General features: G+C 65.0%; 19 protein-coding genes and 1 other RNA gene. 13 read left to right on the forward strand and 7 right to left on the reverse strand.

The genetic code is table 11. From position 1 onward, the window contains the following. Positions 1-4: 4 nt before the first annotated feature. Positions 5-526, reverse strand: coding sequence for a hypothetical protein (locus tag ABB28_RS00005; protein WP_057506680.1), 522 nt, complete (start codon positions 524-526; stop codon positions 5-7). Positions 527-793: 267 nt separating this feature from the next. Between ABB28_RS00005 and ssrA the strand changes: the two genes are divergently transcribed. Continuing rightward, positions 794-1186: a transfer-messenger RNA gene (gene ssrA / locus ABB28_RS17580) on the forward strand. Between the two features lie 78 nt (positions 1187-1264). Here the strand turns inward: ssrA and ABB28_RS18085 are convergent. Both ABB28_RS18085 and ABB28_RS18415 read right to left on the reverse strand, forming a co-directional pair. After that, positions 1265-1438 carry a hypothetical protein gene (locus ABB28_RS18085; RefSeq protein ID WP_161809836.1) on the reverse strand — a complete coding sequence of 58 codons (174 nt, stop codon included), beginning with the start codon at positions 1436-1438 and terminating at the stop codon, positions 1265-1267. Then, positions 1438-1569, reverse strand: a complete 132-nt coding sequence (locus ABB28_RS18415; RefSeq protein ID WP_259170030.1) for a hypothetical protein — start codon at positions 1567-1569, stop codon at positions 1438-1440. The genes ABB28_RS18085 and ABB28_RS18415 overlap by 1 nt, the downstream gene beginning before the upstream one ends. Before the next feature lie 306 nt (positions 1570-1875). On the opposite strand from ABB28_RS18415, the gene ABB28_RS00010 reads away from it, so the two are divergent. After that, entirely contained in the window at positions 1876-2328 is a 453-nt protein-coding gene (locus ABB28_RS00010; RefSeq protein ID WP_057506654.1) for a response regulator, read from the forward strand. Positions 2329-2403: 75 nt separating this feature from the next. Here the strand turns inward: ABB28_RS00010 and ABB28_RS00015 are convergent, their stop codons facing one another. After that, on the reverse strand, positions 2404-2808 hold the full coding sequence (locus ABB28_RS00015; protein ID WP_057506655.1) for a hypothetical protein: 405 nt from the start codon (positions 2806-2808) through the stop codon (positions 2404-2406). Positions 2809-3187: 379 nt separating this feature from the next. Here ABB28_RS00015 and ABB28_RS00020 point away from each other — a divergent pair, with 379 nt between their 5' ends. Then, positions 3188-3571: a VOC family protein gene (locus ABB28_RS00020; protein ID WP_057506656.1), complete on the forward strand. Its 384-nt coding sequence runs from the start codon at positions 3188-3190 to the stop codon at positions 3569-3571. Positions 3572-3640: 69 nt separating this feature from the next. Here the strand turns inward: ABB28_RS00020 and ABB28_RS17585 are convergent, their stop codons facing one another. Next, positions 3641-3814 (reverse strand): DUF1328 domain-containing protein, encoded by a 174-nt coding sequence (locus ABB28_RS17585; RefSeq protein WP_042612362.1) that lies wholly within the window; start codon positions 3812-3814, stop codon positions 3641-3643. Positions 3815-4287: 473 nt separating this feature from the next. Between ABB28_RS17585 and ABB28_RS00025 the strand changes: the two genes are divergently transcribed. The 10 genes from ABB28_RS00025 (at position 4288) to ABB28_RS00070 (ending at position 12496) form a co-directional block, all read left to right on the forward strand. Then, positions 4288-5031, forward strand: coding sequence for a ferredoxin--NADP reductase (locus ABB28_RS00025; protein WP_057506657.1), 744 nt, complete (start codon positions 4288-4290; stop codon positions 5029-5031). A gap of 61 nt (positions 5032-5092) precedes the next feature. Next, positions 5093-6361: a beta-ketoacyl-[acyl-carrier-protein] synthase family protein gene (locus tag ABB28_RS00030; protein ID WP_057506658.1), complete on the forward strand. Its 1269-nt coding sequence runs from the start codon at positions 5093-5095 to the stop codon at positions 6359-6361. A 2-nt stretch (positions 6362-6363) separates the two neighbouring features. After that, complete coding sequence (locus ABB28_RS00035; RefSeq protein ID WP_057506659.1) at positions 6364-7194, forward strand: MaoC/PaaZ C-terminal domain-containing protein; 831 nt, start codon at positions 6364-6366, stop codon at positions 7192-7194. After that, positions 7181-7447, forward strand: a complete 267-nt coding sequence (locus ABB28_RS00040) for an acyl carrier protein (RefSeq protein WP_057506660.1) — start codon at positions 7181-7183, stop codon at positions 7445-7447. Before ABB28_RS00035 ends, ABB28_RS00040 begins: the two co-directional genes overlap by 14 nt. 45 nt (positions 7448-7492) lie before the next feature. After that, positions 7493-8383, forward strand: a complete 891-nt coding sequence (locus tag ABB28_RS00045) for a diiron oxygenase (protein WP_057506661.1) — start codon at positions 7493-7495, stop codon at positions 8381-8383. Beyond that, a complete protein-coding gene (locus ABB28_RS00050; RefSeq protein WP_057506662.1) occupies positions 8383-9918 on the forward strand; it encodes a phytoene desaturase family protein in 1536 nt (511 codons plus the stop codon). Before ABB28_RS00045 ends, ABB28_RS00050 begins: the two co-directional genes overlap by 1 nt. A gap of 59 nt (positions 9919-9977) precedes the next feature. Continuing rightward, complete coding sequence (gene fabG, locus ABB28_RS00055; protein WP_057506681.1) at positions 9978-10733, forward strand: 3-oxoacyl-ACP reductase FabG; 756 nt, start codon at positions 9978-9980, stop codon at positions 10731-10733. A 34-nt stretch (positions 10734-10767) separates the two neighbouring features. Beyond that, the gene (fdxA, locus tag ABB28_RS00060; RefSeq protein ID WP_057506663.1) at positions 10768-11106 is read left to right on the forward strand and encodes a ferredoxin FdxA; all 339 of its coding nucleotides are present in this window, start codon (positions 10768-10770) and stop codon (positions 11104-11106) included. A 13-nt stretch (positions 11107-11119) separates the two neighbouring features. Beyond that, positions 11120-11554 carry a hypothetical protein gene (locus ABB28_RS00065; RefSeq protein ID WP_057506664.1) on the forward strand — a complete coding sequence of 145 codons (435 nt, stop codon included), beginning with the start codon at positions 11120-11122 and terminating at the stop codon, positions 11552-11554. A 90-nt stretch (positions 11555-11644) separates the two neighbouring features. Continuing rightward, complete coding sequence (locus tag ABB28_RS00070) at positions 11645-12496, forward strand: endonuclease/exonuclease/phosphatase family protein (protein WP_057506665.1); 852 nt, start codon at positions 11645-11647, stop codon at positions 12494-12496. Positions 12497-12636: 140 nt separating this feature from the next. Here ABB28_RS00070 and ABB28_RS00075 read toward each other — a convergent pair whose 3' ends face one another. Together ABB28_RS00075 and ABB28_RS00080 are read right to left on the reverse strand one after the other, a co-directional pair. Next, complete coding sequence (locus tag ABB28_RS00075; protein WP_057506666.1) at positions 12637-14055, reverse strand: efflux transporter outer membrane subunit; 1419 nt, start codon at positions 14053-14055, stop codon at positions 12637-12639. Further along, entirely contained in the window at positions 14049-14786 is a 738-nt protein-coding gene (locus ABB28_RS00080) for an SDR family oxidoreductase (RefSeq protein WP_057506667.1), read from the reverse strand. The genes ABB28_RS00075 and ABB28_RS00080 overlap by 7 nt, the downstream gene beginning before the upstream one ends. Positions 14787-14799: the final 13 nt, after the last annotated feature.

Genomic DNA, 14799 nt, shown 5'->3' on the forward strand with positions numbered 1-14799 from the left:
CCCCTCAGACGTCTACCGCCCCACCCTGCATGCGCGGCGACAACGCCGCGTGCATCACCGCCAGGTGCATCACCACGGCCAGCTCATCGGCGTGGCTGTCGTCACCGGCACGCCAGCGATCGGCCAGTGTCGCCGCTTCGCCCGGCAACAACGCCAGCAGCCGCGAGTCATCCATCGCATCGGCCGCCTGCTGCAGCCGGCGTGACAGCCGTCGCGCCTGCAGCACATGGGTCAGCGCACTGACTGCGGCCAGCGCCAGCAGCGCGATCGCCAGGCCATGTTCGAACCACTGGGACAATACGTCCGGCTCCGGCGCCCATGCCAGCACCGCCAGGACCAGCAAGCCCAAAAGTCGCCAATAGCCCAGCGATGGGCGCTTGCGGCGCGGCCAGTGCACCACCACCGCGCTGGCCACCAAGGCTGCGGCCGCCGTCACCGGCAGTTCGATCAGGCACCCGGCCGCCACCAGGGCAGCCAGCGCCGTCCATACCCACGGCGGAGGCACGGCCCTGCGCAGGTAGCCCATTCCCACCGGACCGACCAGTTGCCGAAGGCTGCGCTTGTTGCTTACGTCCACCTGTTACCTCGCCTGCAGAGCCTGTCCCCATGCTCACCCGGCAGGTGTCGCAAAGAGGTCGGCAAGACGTTAACAGTTCGACATGCAGGCTTGCCACCGGAAATCGATCATTTGCGTGACTGTTCAGCCGGATTGGCGTAGCATCACTCGCGTTGGGCAGCCCTGCTCCAGCGTCATCGGAATCGGGCCAGTACTTGCAGGCACTTGTTTGAAACCGGGGGTGCATTGGTTTCGACGGGGGTTGTGAAGTCGCTTGGCGCATGCCGAGGGGGTAGCTTTCCTCGTAAATCCAGCTGCAAAACTCTAGTTGCCAACGACGACAACTACGCTCCGGTCGCACTCGCAGCCTAAAAGCTGTTGAGTTAGACCTTCTGCCGACTTAGGCGGAGCCTCGAAACTGCTTGTGTCCATGCTCGCAGCGTAGAGTCATTATCATGGAATCGAGCTGGGCGGCTGCCTGTCAGTCCAGCACTAGAACGCAACAGGCTTGTTCCGGGATGTGCTTCGCACACCGTGCTGTTCCGGGACGAGACTCAACGGTGAGCTAAGCATGTAGAGCTGGGGATGGAGTGCCTTCGGACGGCGGTTCAATTCCGCCCACCTCCACCATTGATTGGACCGAGAAGGTCCACGAGAGCCCGGAAACCCCAGCAGTTCAAGGGTTTCCGGGCTTTTTCGTTTACCGCTTCAGTCATCCTCCGCCAATGAACCGCGATGGATGCGCGACAGCCTCCAGCCCGCATGGGACCGGAAATACCCGGTGTCGCCGGTCAGGGCATAACGGCATGCGGCCCAGGCCGATACCAACGGTGAGGCGTGCCAATGGCGCGCTTTTGCATAGGCGTAGCGAACAGCAGTCATCAGGCAATCGATCTCCTGATGGCATCGCGCCGCAAGCGGAGCTTCTTCCATACCAGTGTGGCCGCCTGCAGCACGACCAGCGTCGAGGCAAAGGCTGCGGCAATGCCGAGCAGCGCAATCATGAGCTCCATGGATGAGTCCTGTGTGTGGGGGGCTTTTCACGCCTACGCAGGCTTTCACCTCCGTCCAGAGTCCCCCTGCTGACCCTTCGCGCAGCGTCAATTTGTCGACGCGCCGGTTAAACCCGCGTGATTCTGACGTGTTTGGCCAATTGGGAACTCCAGGGTGCGAGGCCCGTCACAGATCAGTCTGTACGAACATCCTGAATCGTTAACATTAACCGTTCATCAGAGTACTGACAGCGGAGCAGCCTCATGCAAATCTATGCGCCCCCTACGCCAGACCAGTGACGCTGGCCAGATCCAGAAGGACGCTGCATGAGAGACCTGCGACCGATACTGCTCGTAGAAGACAGCCTGCAGGACGCAGAGCTGACCATCGCCGCACTGGCCCGCTGCCAGTTGCTCAATCCGGTCATCCACGTGCGCGATGGCGAAGAAGCGCTGGATTACCTGCGCAGCACCGGACGCTATGCCGGCCAGCACCACGGTGGCCCGGTCGTCGTGCTGCTGGACCTGAAACTGCCCAAGTTGAATGGCCTGGAAGTGCTCGCCGAGATCCGCCGTGACGCAGCCCTGCGACATACCCCGGTGGTGATGTTGACCGCCTCCCGCCAGGACCGCGACCTGGTGAAAAGCTACGAAGTGGGCGTGAATGCGTTCGTGGTCAAGCCGCTCGACTTCGACGAATTCCTGTCCGCCGTACAGGAGCTTGGCATGTTCTGGGGAGTGACCAACCAGCCGCCGCCTCCGTTCCTGCCGACCGCCTGAGGCGGATGCTTCGCGCAGCCGGCCGCGCGGCGCGCGGATTCACTGCATCGTTGCTGCACGCCTCATCGCCGGCCTTCATGCGTTTGTCCACATCGCGCCGGCATGGCCCTTCAACAGTTCCCGCCCGCACACGATCAGGCACTCCACGCTCTGTTCGGACACCATGCTGGCGGTGATGTGGTCCTGCTGGAGCAGATGCGCGGTGTGCAGGATATCCAGGATGTTGGACAGCGCGCGCAGCGTGCTGACCGGGACCGCCGTGCTTTCATCCTGCGCCGGATCGGCCGCATGGCTTGCGCGCTGCACCGTGCCGGTGGCCGGTCGCAGTGGCACCACCACGTCGCACGATCGGAAACGCTCCGCCTCCATCGCTTCCAGCCGCCGTTCGAGCTTTTCGATGAAATGCGGCGGGAAGTCGAGCATCCTGTCGCCCATCAGGGCGTGCAGGCGCTTGGCACTCAGCGGGTGTTTCGGGTTCATTGGCATACCTCACAAGGCGGGAGGCCACCGGCGACGAGGCACGCGGTGGCAGGCGATGCGGGTTGGCGTACCGGGCGAAGTTTCTCAATATCCGGCGGATCAGGGATCCCCACGCACCGCCTGCCATGGAACCGGCACGCGATGCAGTGCATTCTCCGCCGTGCCCAAAGGGCATAAACAGAGCTAATTGAGAAACCTCACTCACAGGACGCCAATCCCGACTGACGCTCTACGTCGCCAGTGGTCCTATCCAACCATCGGCCCTCCACTGCGTACATGGGCGAATCTGCAAAAAGAACGGCCGCCAGCGCCGTACCCCGCGCAGTGCGGAAGCCGACACACCGCTATGCTCACCGTCCGTTCCCCACTGCGGTGTCCGATGTTCCATCATCTTTCTCTGGGCGTACGCAACCTCGCCCGCGCCGGTTGCTTCTACGACGCCGCCCTCGGCGCACTGGGCTACCGCCGCGTCTTCGATGGCGATGAATCCATCGGCTATGGCCTGGTTGACGAACAGGACCTGCTGCTGCTCAACCTCACCGACGATGCCGCCCTGCCGCGCGATGGCTTCCACATCGCTTTTGTGGCCACATCGCCGGAGGCGGTTGATGCCTTCCATCGTGACGGTGTCAGTGCTGGCGGCCGGGACAATGGTACGCCCGGCCCGCGCCCCGATTACGGCCCCCACTATTATGCCGCCTTCCTCATCGATCCCGACGGGCACCATGTGGAAGCGGTGATCAACGCACACTCTATCGGGTGACTCCCGCCCCATAAAAAAGCCGCATCGTCACCGATGCGGCTTTTTGCTTGAACGCTAGCGAAAGGCCGGTCAGGTCACTTTCTTGGCAATCGTCATGCCGAGCAGGAACAACACCACCGCGATGATGATGCCCGCCCAGAACAGGAACTTGGCGATGCCGACCGACGCACCGGCGATGCCGCCGAAGCCGAGGGCACCGGCGATGAGGCCGATGATGGCGAAGATAATGGCCCACTTGATCATGACAGTCCTTTCCGACAGGGAGTTACGTGTTGTGCCAAGCGTAGCGGGACCCATGTCGTGTGCCGGTGATCCCGCCGATTGCGTCGGGTGAAGAGCCTTGACCGGCGATGCCGACGACATTGGACGGACATGCTACAGGCGGATCCCGCACATTGTCGTGTTCGCAACAACCGCACTTCTTCCATCAGAAAGATCTGAACCAAATGACCTGCGCGTTGCGACATTTCATGCGGCCAAAAAACCATGCATGACGCCTTGAACATTATGTATATACCTTGACGGCCAACACTGTGACCGGCCGCACACCAGGCGCGCGACTCCAAAACTAAGGTCGCACTTCCTACATTCACGCGGTCACAGTTTGAATGAATGTCCCAGACGTCGTGCAACATGCGACCCACGCCCTACCGGCGCGGGCAACCCCATCGACACCGGCTGCAGGAAAATCAAACAGGGTAGAACGCGTCCTCGCCGTGCGTCATTGGAACGACAGCCTTTTCAGTTTCACCACCACACGCTCGCCGTCGTTCCGATTTGAAAGTGGCCAGTTCGTGATGGTGGGATTGCAACGCGAAGGGCATGCGCTGATGCGCGCCTACAGCCTGGCCAGTCCCAGCCATGAAGAACATCTGGAGTTCTTCAGCATCAAGGTGCCCGGCGGCCCGCTTACCACTGAACTCCAACACCTGCAGCCTGGCGATGGCGTACTGGTGGGTAACAAGCCGACCGGCACGTTGGTTCTTTCCGACCTGCGACCAGGCCGAGTGCTTTACCTGCTCTGCACCGGCACCGGCCTGGCTCCGTTCCTCAGCCTGACAGGCGACCCGGAAACCTATGACGCATTCGAAAAAGTGGTGCTCGTGCACGGTGTGCGCGTGGCCGCCGACCTCGCCTATCGCGATTATCTCCAGCACGAATTGCCACGCCATGACCTCCTCGGCGAGGCAGTCCGTTCGAAACTGCTTTATTACCCGACCGTTACCCGTGAGCCCTTCTTCCATCAGGGCCGGATCACCGATCTGATCACCGGCGACCGGCTTTGCGATGACCTTGGCCTGCCTGCGCTGTCGCCGCACAGCGACCGGGTAATGATCTGCGGCGGGCCGGCCATGTTGGCAGAAACACGCGCCCTGCTCGATGCCCGTGGCTTCGCCGTTTCCCCCGGACGCGGTCACCCCGGCGACTACGTCGTCGAACGCGCCTTCGCAGATGCCTGATTCCCGCCTGCCGCCACCACGCGGCGACGTCCCATGTCCCTTGCTGCAGGAGACCAGCACCATGGATAAACCCGTTACCCCTCCCCCGCGCCGCGTCGCCATTACCGGCTACGGCGCCATCAGCTCGATGGGCACCAGCGCCGACGCGATCTGGCAGGCGATCATGGCCTACCGCGTCGGTTACAAGCGGTATACCCACGACGATCCCGCCATCACCGCGCGCTATTTCGGCTTCATCGATGACTTCGGGCGCGAACAGATGCGGCCGTTCCCGAAGAGAACCTCCAAGATGCTGCCGCTGTTCGCCAAGTACTGCCTGGTCGCGGCCGAGGAGGCCATGCGCATGGCATTCGGCGAAACCGCGCTCGACGATTTCTGCTCGCCGTTCGAGCGTGGCGTGATGCTCGGCACCGGCTGGGGTGGCCTGGATACCGCCAATGACAACAACAATGACTACCGCCAGACCGGCGTGGCGACCTCGTTCGCCACGGTCATGTCGATGTGCAACGCGGCAACCGCCGGCGTCACCATGAACTGGAACTTCCGCGGCGTGCAGAACAGCCCGGTGGCCGCCTGCGCGACGGGCACCATCGCCATCGGCGAAGCCTACGAGGCCATCCGTAGCGGACGCGCCAAGGTCATGCTGGCCGGCGGCAGCGAGTCGTTGAAAGAACAGTTCAACGTCTGGTCGGTCGACGTGATCCAAGCCCTGAGCAAAGAGCAGGAAGACATCCGGCGCGCCTGCTGTCCCTTCAGCCAGGACCGTAGTGGCTTCGTGCTTTCCGAGGGCGCAGCGGTGCTGTGCCTGGAGGACTTTGAACTGGCACGGCAGCGTGGCGCCCACATCCTGGGCGAGATCACCGGCTATGCGAATTTCTCCGACGCCTATGACATGACCGCACCGGCCGAGGACATGCAGGCGCGCGTGCAGGTGATCCGCCAGGTGTGCGCGCAGGCCGGCGTGGCCCCCGAAGACATCGGCTACGTGAACCTGCATGGCACCTCCACGCCGCTCAACGACGTCAATGAAACCAACGCGCTGAAGGAAGCACTGGGCCAGGCTGCACATGCGATCCCGATGTCCAGCACCAAGTCCTATACCGGCCACCTGATCGGGGCAGCGGGCGCGCTGGAGGCGGTGCTGTGCCTGAAGGCCATCGCCCATCGCACCATCCCCGCCACCATCCACCTGGACCGCCCCGACCCCGAGTGCGACCTGGACTACGTGCCCAACGAGCACCTGCACGACCAGGACATCCACAACGCCTTGAACCTGAGCTTCGGCTTCGGCGGCGCCAACGCGGGCGTGATGATCGCCCGGGCGGAGTAAGCATGGACCTTCGTTTCGACAGCCACGACATCGAGGCCTGGGCGCGGCTCTCAGGCGACCGCAACCCCATCCATTTCGACCGCGAAGCGGCCTTGCGCATGAATGCCGCCGACGTGGTCGTGCACGGGATGCTGGCGATGCTGCCGATCAAGCAGGCGCTGGGGCGGGCAGCGGCAGCGGAACCGGGGCAGGACGCCGCACCCTGGATCCATTTCAAATCGCTGTTGAAGGCGCCGGTCCTGCGCGACCGCGACGTCAGCCTGGCCCTGGTCCCTCGGGCAGGCCGTACCGGATTCAAGCTGCGTCCCAGCACGGGCGATGCGGAACATTTCATCGGCAGTGCACGCCGCATCGAACCGCCTGCCTGGGACTCCAATGCGCGGCGCATCACCCTTCCGGTGGGCGAAACCGCTGCGTGGCTGCACCAGTTCGAAGGCGGCCTCGGCAAGCAGCTGGATCGATGGGTCGCGCTGGATGCGCTGGTATTCGGTGACTTCGTCCGCTACCGCCTCGGCACGGTATTCGATCGGCTTGGACCCGCCTTGCGGCTGGACGACCCGCTCGACCTCATCCACGCCCTGACCTCGCACCTGCTGGTGCAGACCACGCACCAGACCGTATTTGCCGGCGAACTCTGCCTCGCCGGTGCACTTCCCCCCGTCGTCGATTACCAGATCGACAACATCGACCTGGTCGAAAGTGACGATGAAGCAGTGGGCACGCTCGAGCTTGGCGTGCAGCTGCAGCAGCGCCACGTCATGACCATCACGTTGGGTCTGATGATCCGGAAACTGGCCCACCCACAGGAGAACGATACCCATGAACACCACTGAATCCGTCTTCAACGTCATCCGCGAACTGATCCTGGAACTGAAGGATGACGAGATCGAGAACATCACCCTGGAGAGCACGATCGAAGCACTGGACCTGGACAGCCTCGACTTCGTGGAAATGCAGGTGGTAGTGAGGAAGACGCTTGGCGTGTCAATGGATCCCAAGGCCTTCGCCAGCGGCGACATCAGCACGCTGCAGGCGCTCTGCGACTACATCCTGGGGCTCACCCAGGCAGCGCAGGCGCCGGCTTGACCGCGTGTTCCTTACCGCCTGACCAACGCGCCGCAAAGGACCACCATGCAGACTGAAACCACGCTCACCCTCACCCCTGCCCGGATCGGGAAAGTGCTCCGCCTGAGCGAAGCCTCGCACCTGGATACGATGGACCACGCCACGGTGTTGCCGTGGCACGAACCCATCGACAAAAGCATCGCGCCGAAGAACCTGGAGCACCTCTGGATCACCGGCACGCCCTTCGCCGAGGCATTGACCGAGGACAACCGGCTCGAACTGGCCTGGCTGGAAACCGCGCGCGATATCTCCATGTTCATCTGGCTGGAACAGACCCTGCCACCGCTCTACATGGGCTACATCACCCGTGGCCACGCGCGCATCGCGCCGGCGCTGCAGGAATACCTGATGGTGTTCTCCAAGGAGGAAATCGTCCATACGCTGACCTTCAAGCGCTTCATGGCCAAGGCCGGACTGCCCTTGTTCCAGCCACCGCAAGGACTGTACACGCTGCTCACCGACACGCTGCCGGCCATGGCACCGCCGGTCGGCGTGCTGTTCACCCTGCTGCTGGAATGGGTGGCGGAGATGGGTGCGATGCATACGAGCCAAGGTCCGGACGTGGAGCCGATGACCCGCACCCTGTTCCGCGCACACCACCACGACGAAGCCCGGCATATCGCCTTCGGTAGGTGGATCGCCGAGTGCTATTTCGAAACCGCAAGCCCGCAGGAGCTCGAACAGGTGCGTGCGATGTCCCGGCAGATCTTCCCGCGGCTGATCGACATGTACACCTACAACCCGGAGATCGCGCTGCACACCTCGTTCGAATTCCCCGTGCAGCCTGATGACGCCGAGGCGATCGAAGCGGTATGGCGGTCGCAGCACAACGCCCGCTTGAACGCGCAGCGCTTCTCCGCGCTGTACGCGTGGGTGGACACACTGGGCCTGCGCTGATGACAGCGCACCACTGGGATGCCATCTTCGTCGGTGCGGGCATCACCAGCCTGGCCTGTGCGGCCATGCTGGTGAAGCGCGACCCGTCCGCGCGCCTGCTGCTGATCGACAAGCACATCGTGCCGGGCGGCTATGCGTCCACGTTCTCTCGCCCGCGCGCGGAGGCCACCTTCGACTGCAGCCTGCACAAGCTCAGCGGCATGGATGATGAAGGCAACCTGCTGCGCATCCTGCGCGGCTTGGGCCTGGAGGACGCGCTGGGACTGGTACGGCCTGCCGATTACTTCTGCGCCCACCACGCCGACCAGTCCCTGCTCCTGCCCAACGATCCCGCCGGCGTGCAGGCGCTGCTCAGCGCGCGCTTCCCGCGGCAGGCGACCGGCATCGCGACGTTCTTCGATCAGGTGTTCACCCATGGTCGCAACGGCTACCACCAGTTCCAGATGCAGGACGGCAGTTTCGAGCCGGACATGGCGCAACTGCGCCATGCGCACCGCCACCTGAAATCCAGGACCGTGTACGAGGGCCTGGCCGAACTGGTCGATGACCCCTTCCTGATTGAACTGCTGGCCGCACCGGGCATCTACGTGGGCGGGTATCCGGAGGACCTGGGCTACCTGTATTACCTGCACGTGATGTATGCCACGTTGTGCCGAGGCAATGCTTACGTCACCGGCTCCTCTCAGCGCCTGTCCAACCTGCTGGCGCAGCAGGTTATCGATGCCGGTGGCCAGCTACTGCTCGGCACGGCGGTGGAACAGGTGCTCACCGATGGCGGCGAACGCGTGACCGGGGTGCGCACGCGGCGCGGCACGTTCCATGCCGGGCAGGTCTACATCAACACCTCTCCGCACTATGCAGCGAGCAACCTGTTCGGCAGCGAGGTGGCGCTGGAGGACACGATCAGCCGGCTGGCCGCGCTCAAGCCGGCCCTTTCGACCACCACGGTCTATCTGGTGACCGACGGGGATCCGTCCACGCTGGGCGTTGCACATACCGAATCGATGCTGTTCGCCGATGATCCGGCGGCGGCGGTCGCCGCGCGCCGCGCGGCGATGCAGCCGGGCGCCGGTGAGGCCGCCAGCGAGCACGCTTACTGGCAGTGTTCGCCCATGGAGGTGACCAACTACCGGGCGCTGGATGCCAAGGGTGGCAACGTGCTGTGCCTGAACGTGCTGGACTCGGCCGCGCACTGGCCGCCACGGCGCACGCCGGCTTATCGGGAAAAGAAGGCGCGCGCCGCGGCGATGCTGGTGCAGCGGCTGCAGCGGCAGGCGCCCGCGCTGCGCGGACACGTGCTGCACACCGAAGTCGCGACGCCGCATACCTACGCCCGGTTCACCAACAACACCGATGGTTCGGGCTACGGGGCAATGGTCGGCACCAGCCTGAAGGGCCACACCTTCCACCATGGATTCCCGGTACGCGGCGTCCACTTCCTCAGCGCGTGGGTGGCCGGGCCCAGTTACGAAGCGGCATTCGGCTATGCGGAGATGACCGCCAGACAGTGGACCCGGCAGACCGCCCGCGCATGACCGCCGCGGGATCCAGCAACGCGCAGCGCACCTCACAACGAGTCGAACGGGAGACCGACATGCAGACAACCACTTCAACCAACACCCCCTGGGTGCTGGTGACCGGGGGCAGCCGCGGCATCGGCAAGGGCCTGGTGCAGGCGCTCGCCGCCGAAGGCTACGCGGTGGCCTTCACCTACCAGTCCTCCACCGAAGCGGCCGGACAGCTCGAACAGGACGTCGCACAGGCGGGCGGGCAGGCGCACGGCATCCAGTGCGATGGCCGCGACGCTGACGCGGTGGAGCAGGCCTGCGAACAGCTCATCGCGCGCTTCGGCGAGCCGTACGGCCTGATCAACAACATGGGCATCACCGGCGACCAGTTGATGTTCAATCTGGATGTGGAGCGCTACCGCGACGTGGTGGCCACCAACCTGGATTCGGCGATCTACTTCAGCCGCTTCATGTCCTCGGCCATGGTTCCGGCGCGCCGGGGCCGGATCATCCAGATGTCGTCGGTGACCGGCCTGCGAGGCAACAAGGGCCAGGTCGGCTACGCCGCCACCAAGGCGGCGATGATCGGCATCACGCGGACCCTTGCAGTGGAACTGGCGCGCTTCCGTATCACCGTCAACGCGATCGCACCCGGCTTCATCGCAACGGAAATGGTCGAGCAGATCGATCCTGCCATTCGTCGGTCGATCACCGCCGACATCCCGCTCAGACGCCTGGGTGAGGTCAGCGAGGTCGCTGCATTGGCCAACTTTCTGCTGTCCTCCAGCGCCGGCTACCTGACCGGCCAGACCTTCGTGATCGACGGGGGGCTGACCGCGTGAGCAGCATCGCTCCCTCATCTACAGGAGATTCTCCATGACCTATGTCGTGACCGAGAACTGCATCCAGTGCCGGCACACCCATTGCGTGGACATCTGTCCGACCGACGCCTTCCACGTGGGCCCCAATTTCATCGCCATCAATCCGCAGGAATGCGTGGACTGTGGCCTCTGCGTCCCGGAATGCCCGGAAGAGGCCATCTTCCCCGACAACGCGCTGGATGCCGGCAACCAGCACTTCCTGGCCCTGAATGCCCTGCTGGCGCAGCGCTGGCCGGTGTTGCTGGAGCGTCTGCAACCGCTGCCGGACCATGCGCGCTGGAGCGGCCGCAGTGGCCGGCTGGCGCTGCTTGAAGACGTCCAGGAACGCGCATGAGGCAGGTCCGCTGATGGGCACCTTCAACGTACCCGTGCTGGTCGTTGCCGCGGCACTGACCGCAGTGGCCGCGCTGCTGCACCTGGTGGTGATCGTGCAGGGCCCGCGCGGCTACCAGTGGTGCGGCGCGGGTGACCGTATCGTGGCGGCAGCCCGCAGCGGCAGCCGCGTTCCGGCGGCGCTGACCTGCGTGATCTGCGGGGTGCTGCTGGTATGGGCGGCCTATGCGCTGTCCGGGGCGGGCCTGATCGGGCGCCTGCCCCTGCTGCGCCCGATGCTGGTTGCCATCTCAAGCGTATTCCTGCTGCGCGCGCTGCTGGGCCCGTTCGTGCTGGTCGGCAATGGCCGCAGTGCCCGCTTCGTCTGGGTCAGCTCGGCCATCTGCCTGGGGTACGGGCTGCTGTTCCTGGTGGGGCTGGTGCAGCGATGGGATGCACTGCCCGCATGATGCGCCAACCAGCCGGAACGGCACATCCGGTCCCTTCCCTTCCATGCGAACCTTGTCCCGACCTTGTCTGACTGGAATGGAGGGATTCCCATGTTGCACCGTCTGCGGCGCCCTGCCGCTTTGCTCCTGTTGGCGCTTGCGCTGCCTGCCGCGGCGGCCACCCCGCCCGCACCGCTGAAGGTGATGTCCTTCAACGTCCGCACGCCCGCCGATACCGCGCCGCAGAAACGCTGGCCGGACCGCCGCGAGGCGCTGGTGGCCACCATCCGCACGGCGCACCCGGACGTGATGGGAACCCAGGAACTGGTCAAGGAGCAGGCCGACTACGTGGCCGCGCAGTTGCCGGACTACCGGTGGTTCGGCGAAGGACGGCGTGGCGGCGATGGCGATGAGCACATGGGCGTGTTCTACGACAGCAAGGCGCTGGCGCTTGAACAGTCTGGAAACTTCTGGCTTTCCGATACACCGGAGATGCCGGGCAGCATCAGCTGGGGCAACCTGTTCCCGCGCATGGTCACCTGGGGTCTGTTCCGCCGCGTGGCAGACGGGCGGCGGTTCTATCTGTTCAACACCCACCTGCCCTACCGCGATGAGGACGAGCCGCGGCGGGTACGCAGCGCGCAGGCGATCGTGGCGCACCTGAAAACGCTGCCGGCCGATATCCCGGTGGTGGTGACCGGTGACTTCAACAGTGAACCGGGCGGGCCTACGTATGCCGCCTTTACCACGGCATTGCAGGATGCGCGCACACAGGTCGCCGAACCGCTGGGGCCGAAGAAGACGTTCCACGATTTCACCGGGAAGGCGACCACGGAACTGGACTGGGTGCTGGTGCGCGGGTTCAAGGCGCGCAGCTTCGCTACGCTGGATGCACGGGTGGACGGCATCCTGCCGTCCGATCATTTCCCGCTGGTGGTTGAGCTGGAGTGGGATGCGCAGTAAGCCAACGGCATGACGGCCAGCGGCCGTCACTACCGGGTGTTACCGGCGCTGGCGCAACGGCGTGACGACCAACGGTCGTCACCCACCCACGATCAACGGTCGTCACCCACCCACGACCAACGGTCGTCACCCACCCAGGGTCAGTTGGCCAGCGCGATGGTGGGCTGCGCTGCCTGACCCCAGCCGCCGAGTGCCTTGTACACACCGACCACGCTGACGTTGACCTCTGCTTCGGCGGCGGCCAATGCATCATCGGCCGACAGCTGCGTGCGCTGCGCATCGAGCAGGGTCAGGAAGTCCTCCGAACCCTCGCGATAGCGGATCTGCGCCAGCGTTTCCGCACGCCGTGCGGCCTGCGCCTGCTCGGCGACGATCGCCAGCCGCGCCTGCTGCTTGGCATAACGGGTCAGCGCGTTTTCGGTGTCTTCCAACGCCAGCAGCACGGCCTGTTCGTACTGCGCCGCCACGCCATCGGCTTCGGCTTTGCTGGCCTTCAACCGCGCACGCACGGTGCCGAAATCGAACGCAGCCCAGCTCAGCGACGGGGTCAGCGACCACGCCTTGTTGTTGCCGTTGACCAGCCCGCTGGCATCACCGCCAAGGAAGCCGACGAAGCCGGTCAGCGACAGCCGCGGGAACAGATCCGCCGTGGCCACGCCGATACGGGCCGTGGCTGCGGCGAGCCGCCGTTCGGCCACGCGTACGTCCGCACGCTGGCGCAGCAGTTCGCGGGTATCGCCCAGCGGCAACGCCTTGGCAAAGGCCGGCACCTCGCGAGGGGCGAGCACGCTGTCCAGCGCATCCGGGCGCAGGCCCAGCAGCACCGCCAGGCGATGCCGCGACTGCGTCTGGGCGACTTCCAGCAGCGGGATGTCGGCCTCGATGGCCTTCAAGCGCGCCCGGCTGCTCTGCACGTCCAGCTCACTGCCGGCGCCCAGGTTCCAGCGGGTTTCGGTCAGCTTCTGGGTGTCGCGCAGGTTGCCCAGGGTCTGTTCGGCCACCGCGATCCGCTTCTGCGTGCCGCGCAGTTCGAAGTAGTTGCGTGCCACTTCGGCAGCGACCAGCACCTGGGCGTCGGCGAGGTTGGCCCACTCCGCATCCAGGTCCGCGCGGGCCGCCTCGGCGGCGCGACGCTGGCGACCGAACAGGTCCAGCTCCCAGCCGGCGTCGAAGCCGAGCTGGTAGGTTTCACTGAACACGCGTTCGCCACCGGCCAGCGCATCGGGCTGCTTGCGGCGGTCATACGATCCGCCCGCAGTGACGTGCGGGGCCTGGTCCAGCCGGCTTTCCACGAACACCGCACGGGCCTGCCGCACGCGCGAAACCGAGACACGAAGATCAAGGTTGTCGGCCAGCGCGCGGTGCACCAGTTCCTCCAGCACCGGATCATCGAACTGGGCCCACCAGGTCGCCACCGGCGACTCGGTGCTGTACACCGGTGCCGCCGATCCCTGCAGCGTCACCGGCGCTTCCACCGGGGCCGTGTAGTTGGGTCCGACGGTCACGCAGCCAGCCAGCAGCACGCTGGTCAGGGCGACCACCAGGGTCTTGATCACCACGGCAGCACCTCGCCCAGGTAGGTGAAGCTGCCGTTCGGGCCATCGGCATCCAGCAGCGCCATCTGCACGCTGGACTGCGCGCCCACCGACACCTCCACTTCGCCTTCGCCACCGTTCATGTCGGTCTTTACGTAACCGGGATGCACGGTATTGACCTTGTGCGCGGTATCGCGCAGTTCGTAGGCCAGCTGTGCGGTCCAGGCATTCACCGCGCTCTTGGACACGTTGTAGGCCGGCACCTTGAAGTCATAGATCGGCGAGCCCGGCTGGCTGTGCAGGGTGACCGAACCGAGCAGGCTGGACACGTTGACGATGCGGGCGGCAGCCGATCCGCGCAGCAGCGGCAGGAACGCCTGGGTCACCGCCACCAGCGCGAACACGTTGGTGTCGAAGGTGCGGCGCCACGCGTCCAGCGACTGCTGCGACGGTGCCTTGCTGATGTCATCGAGCAGGATGCCGGCGTTGTTGACCAGGATGTCCAGCCGGCCGTGGCGCGCGCGGACCTGCTCGACGGCAGCGGCGATGCTGGCGTCATCGGTGACGTCCAGCTCGATCGCCTCCACCAGCAGCCCTTCGGCCTGCAGCTTCAGTGCGACCTCCACGGCGGTGTCGCGCTTGCGGCCGGCCAGCAGGGTATGCACGCCGGCCTGCGCCAGCTGGCGCACGGTCTCGGTGCCGATACCCCGGGTAGCGCCGGTAACCAGGGCGATCTTGTTGGTATTCGCGTTCATTGTGTGGCTCCAG

It is taken from the genome of Stenotrophomonas chelatiphaga (assembly GCF_001431535.1).
Taxonomy (GTDB): domain Bacteria; phylum Pseudomonadota; class Gammaproteobacteria; order Xanthomonadales; family Xanthomonadaceae; genus Stenotrophomonas; species Stenotrophomonas chelatiphaga.

Bases quoted from the DNA above. Each gene is read 5' to 3' on its own strand.
- fdxA (WP_057506663.1), top strand. From the start codon at position 10,768: ATGACCTATGTCGTGACCGAGAACTGCATCCAGTGCCGGCACACCCAT.
- ABB28_RS00050 (WP_057506662.1), top strand. From the start codon at position 8,383: ATGACAGCGCACCACTGGGATGCCATCTTCGTCGGTGCGGGCATCACC.
- ABB28_RS00035 (WP_057506659.1), top strand. From the start codon at position 6,364: ATGGACCTTCGTTTCGACAGCCACGACATCGAGGCCTGGGCGCGGCTC.
- ABB28_RS17585 (WP_042612362.1), bottom strand. From the start codon at position 3,814: ATGATCAAGTGGGCCATTATCTTCGCCATCATCGGCCTCATCGCCGGT.
- ABB28_RS00020 (WP_057506656.1), top strand. From the start codon at position 3,188: ATGTTCCATCATCTTTCTCTGGGCGTACGCAACCTCGCCCGCGCCGGT.
- fabG (WP_057506681.1), top strand. From the start codon at position 9,978: ATGCAGACAACCACTTCAACCAACACCCCCTGGGTGCTGGTGACCGGG.
- ABB28_RS00005 (WP_057506680.1), bottom strand. From the start codon at position 526: ATGGGCTACCTGCGCAGGGCCGTGCCTCCGCCGTGGGTATGGACGGCG.
- ABB28_RS18415 (WP_259170030.1), bottom strand. From the start codon at position 1,569: ATGGAGCTCATGATTGCGCTGCTCGGCATTGCCGCAGCCTTTGCCTCG.
- ABB28_RS00015 (WP_057506655.1), bottom strand. From the start codon at position 2,808: ATGAACCCGAAACACCCGCTGAGTGCCAAGCGCCTGCACGCCCTGATG.
- ABB28_RS00070 (WP_057506665.1), top strand. From the start codon at position 11,645: ATGTTGCACCGTCTGCGGCGCCCTGCCGCTTTGCTCCTGTTGGCGCTT.
- ABB28_RS00040 (WP_057506660.1), top strand. From the start codon at position 7,181: ATGAACACCACTGAATCCGTCTTCAACGTCATCCGCGAACTGATCCTG.
- ABB28_RS18085 (WP_161809836.1), bottom strand. From the start codon at position 1,438: ATGACTGCTGTTCGCTACGCCTATGCAAAAGCGCGCCATTGGCACGCC.
- ABB28_RS00080 (WP_057506667.1), bottom strand. From the start codon at position 14,786: ATGAACGCGAATACCAACAAGATCGCCCTGGTTACCGGCGCTACCCGG.
- ABB28_RS00030 (WP_057506658.1), top strand. From the start codon at position 5,093: ATGGATAAACCCGTTACCCCTCCCCCGCGCCGCGTCGCCATTACCGGC.
- ABB28_RS00045 (WP_057506661.1), top strand. From the start codon at position 7,493: ATGCAGACTGAAACCACGCTCACCCTCACCCCTGCCCGGATCGGGAAA.
- ABB28_RS00065 (WP_057506664.1), top strand. From the start codon at position 11,120: ATGGGCACCTTCAACGTACCCGTGCTGGTCGTTGCCGCGGCACTGACC.
- ABB28_RS00010 (WP_057506654.1), top strand. From the start codon at position 1,876: ATGAGAGACCTGCGACCGATACTGCTCGTAGAAGACAGCCTGCAGGAC.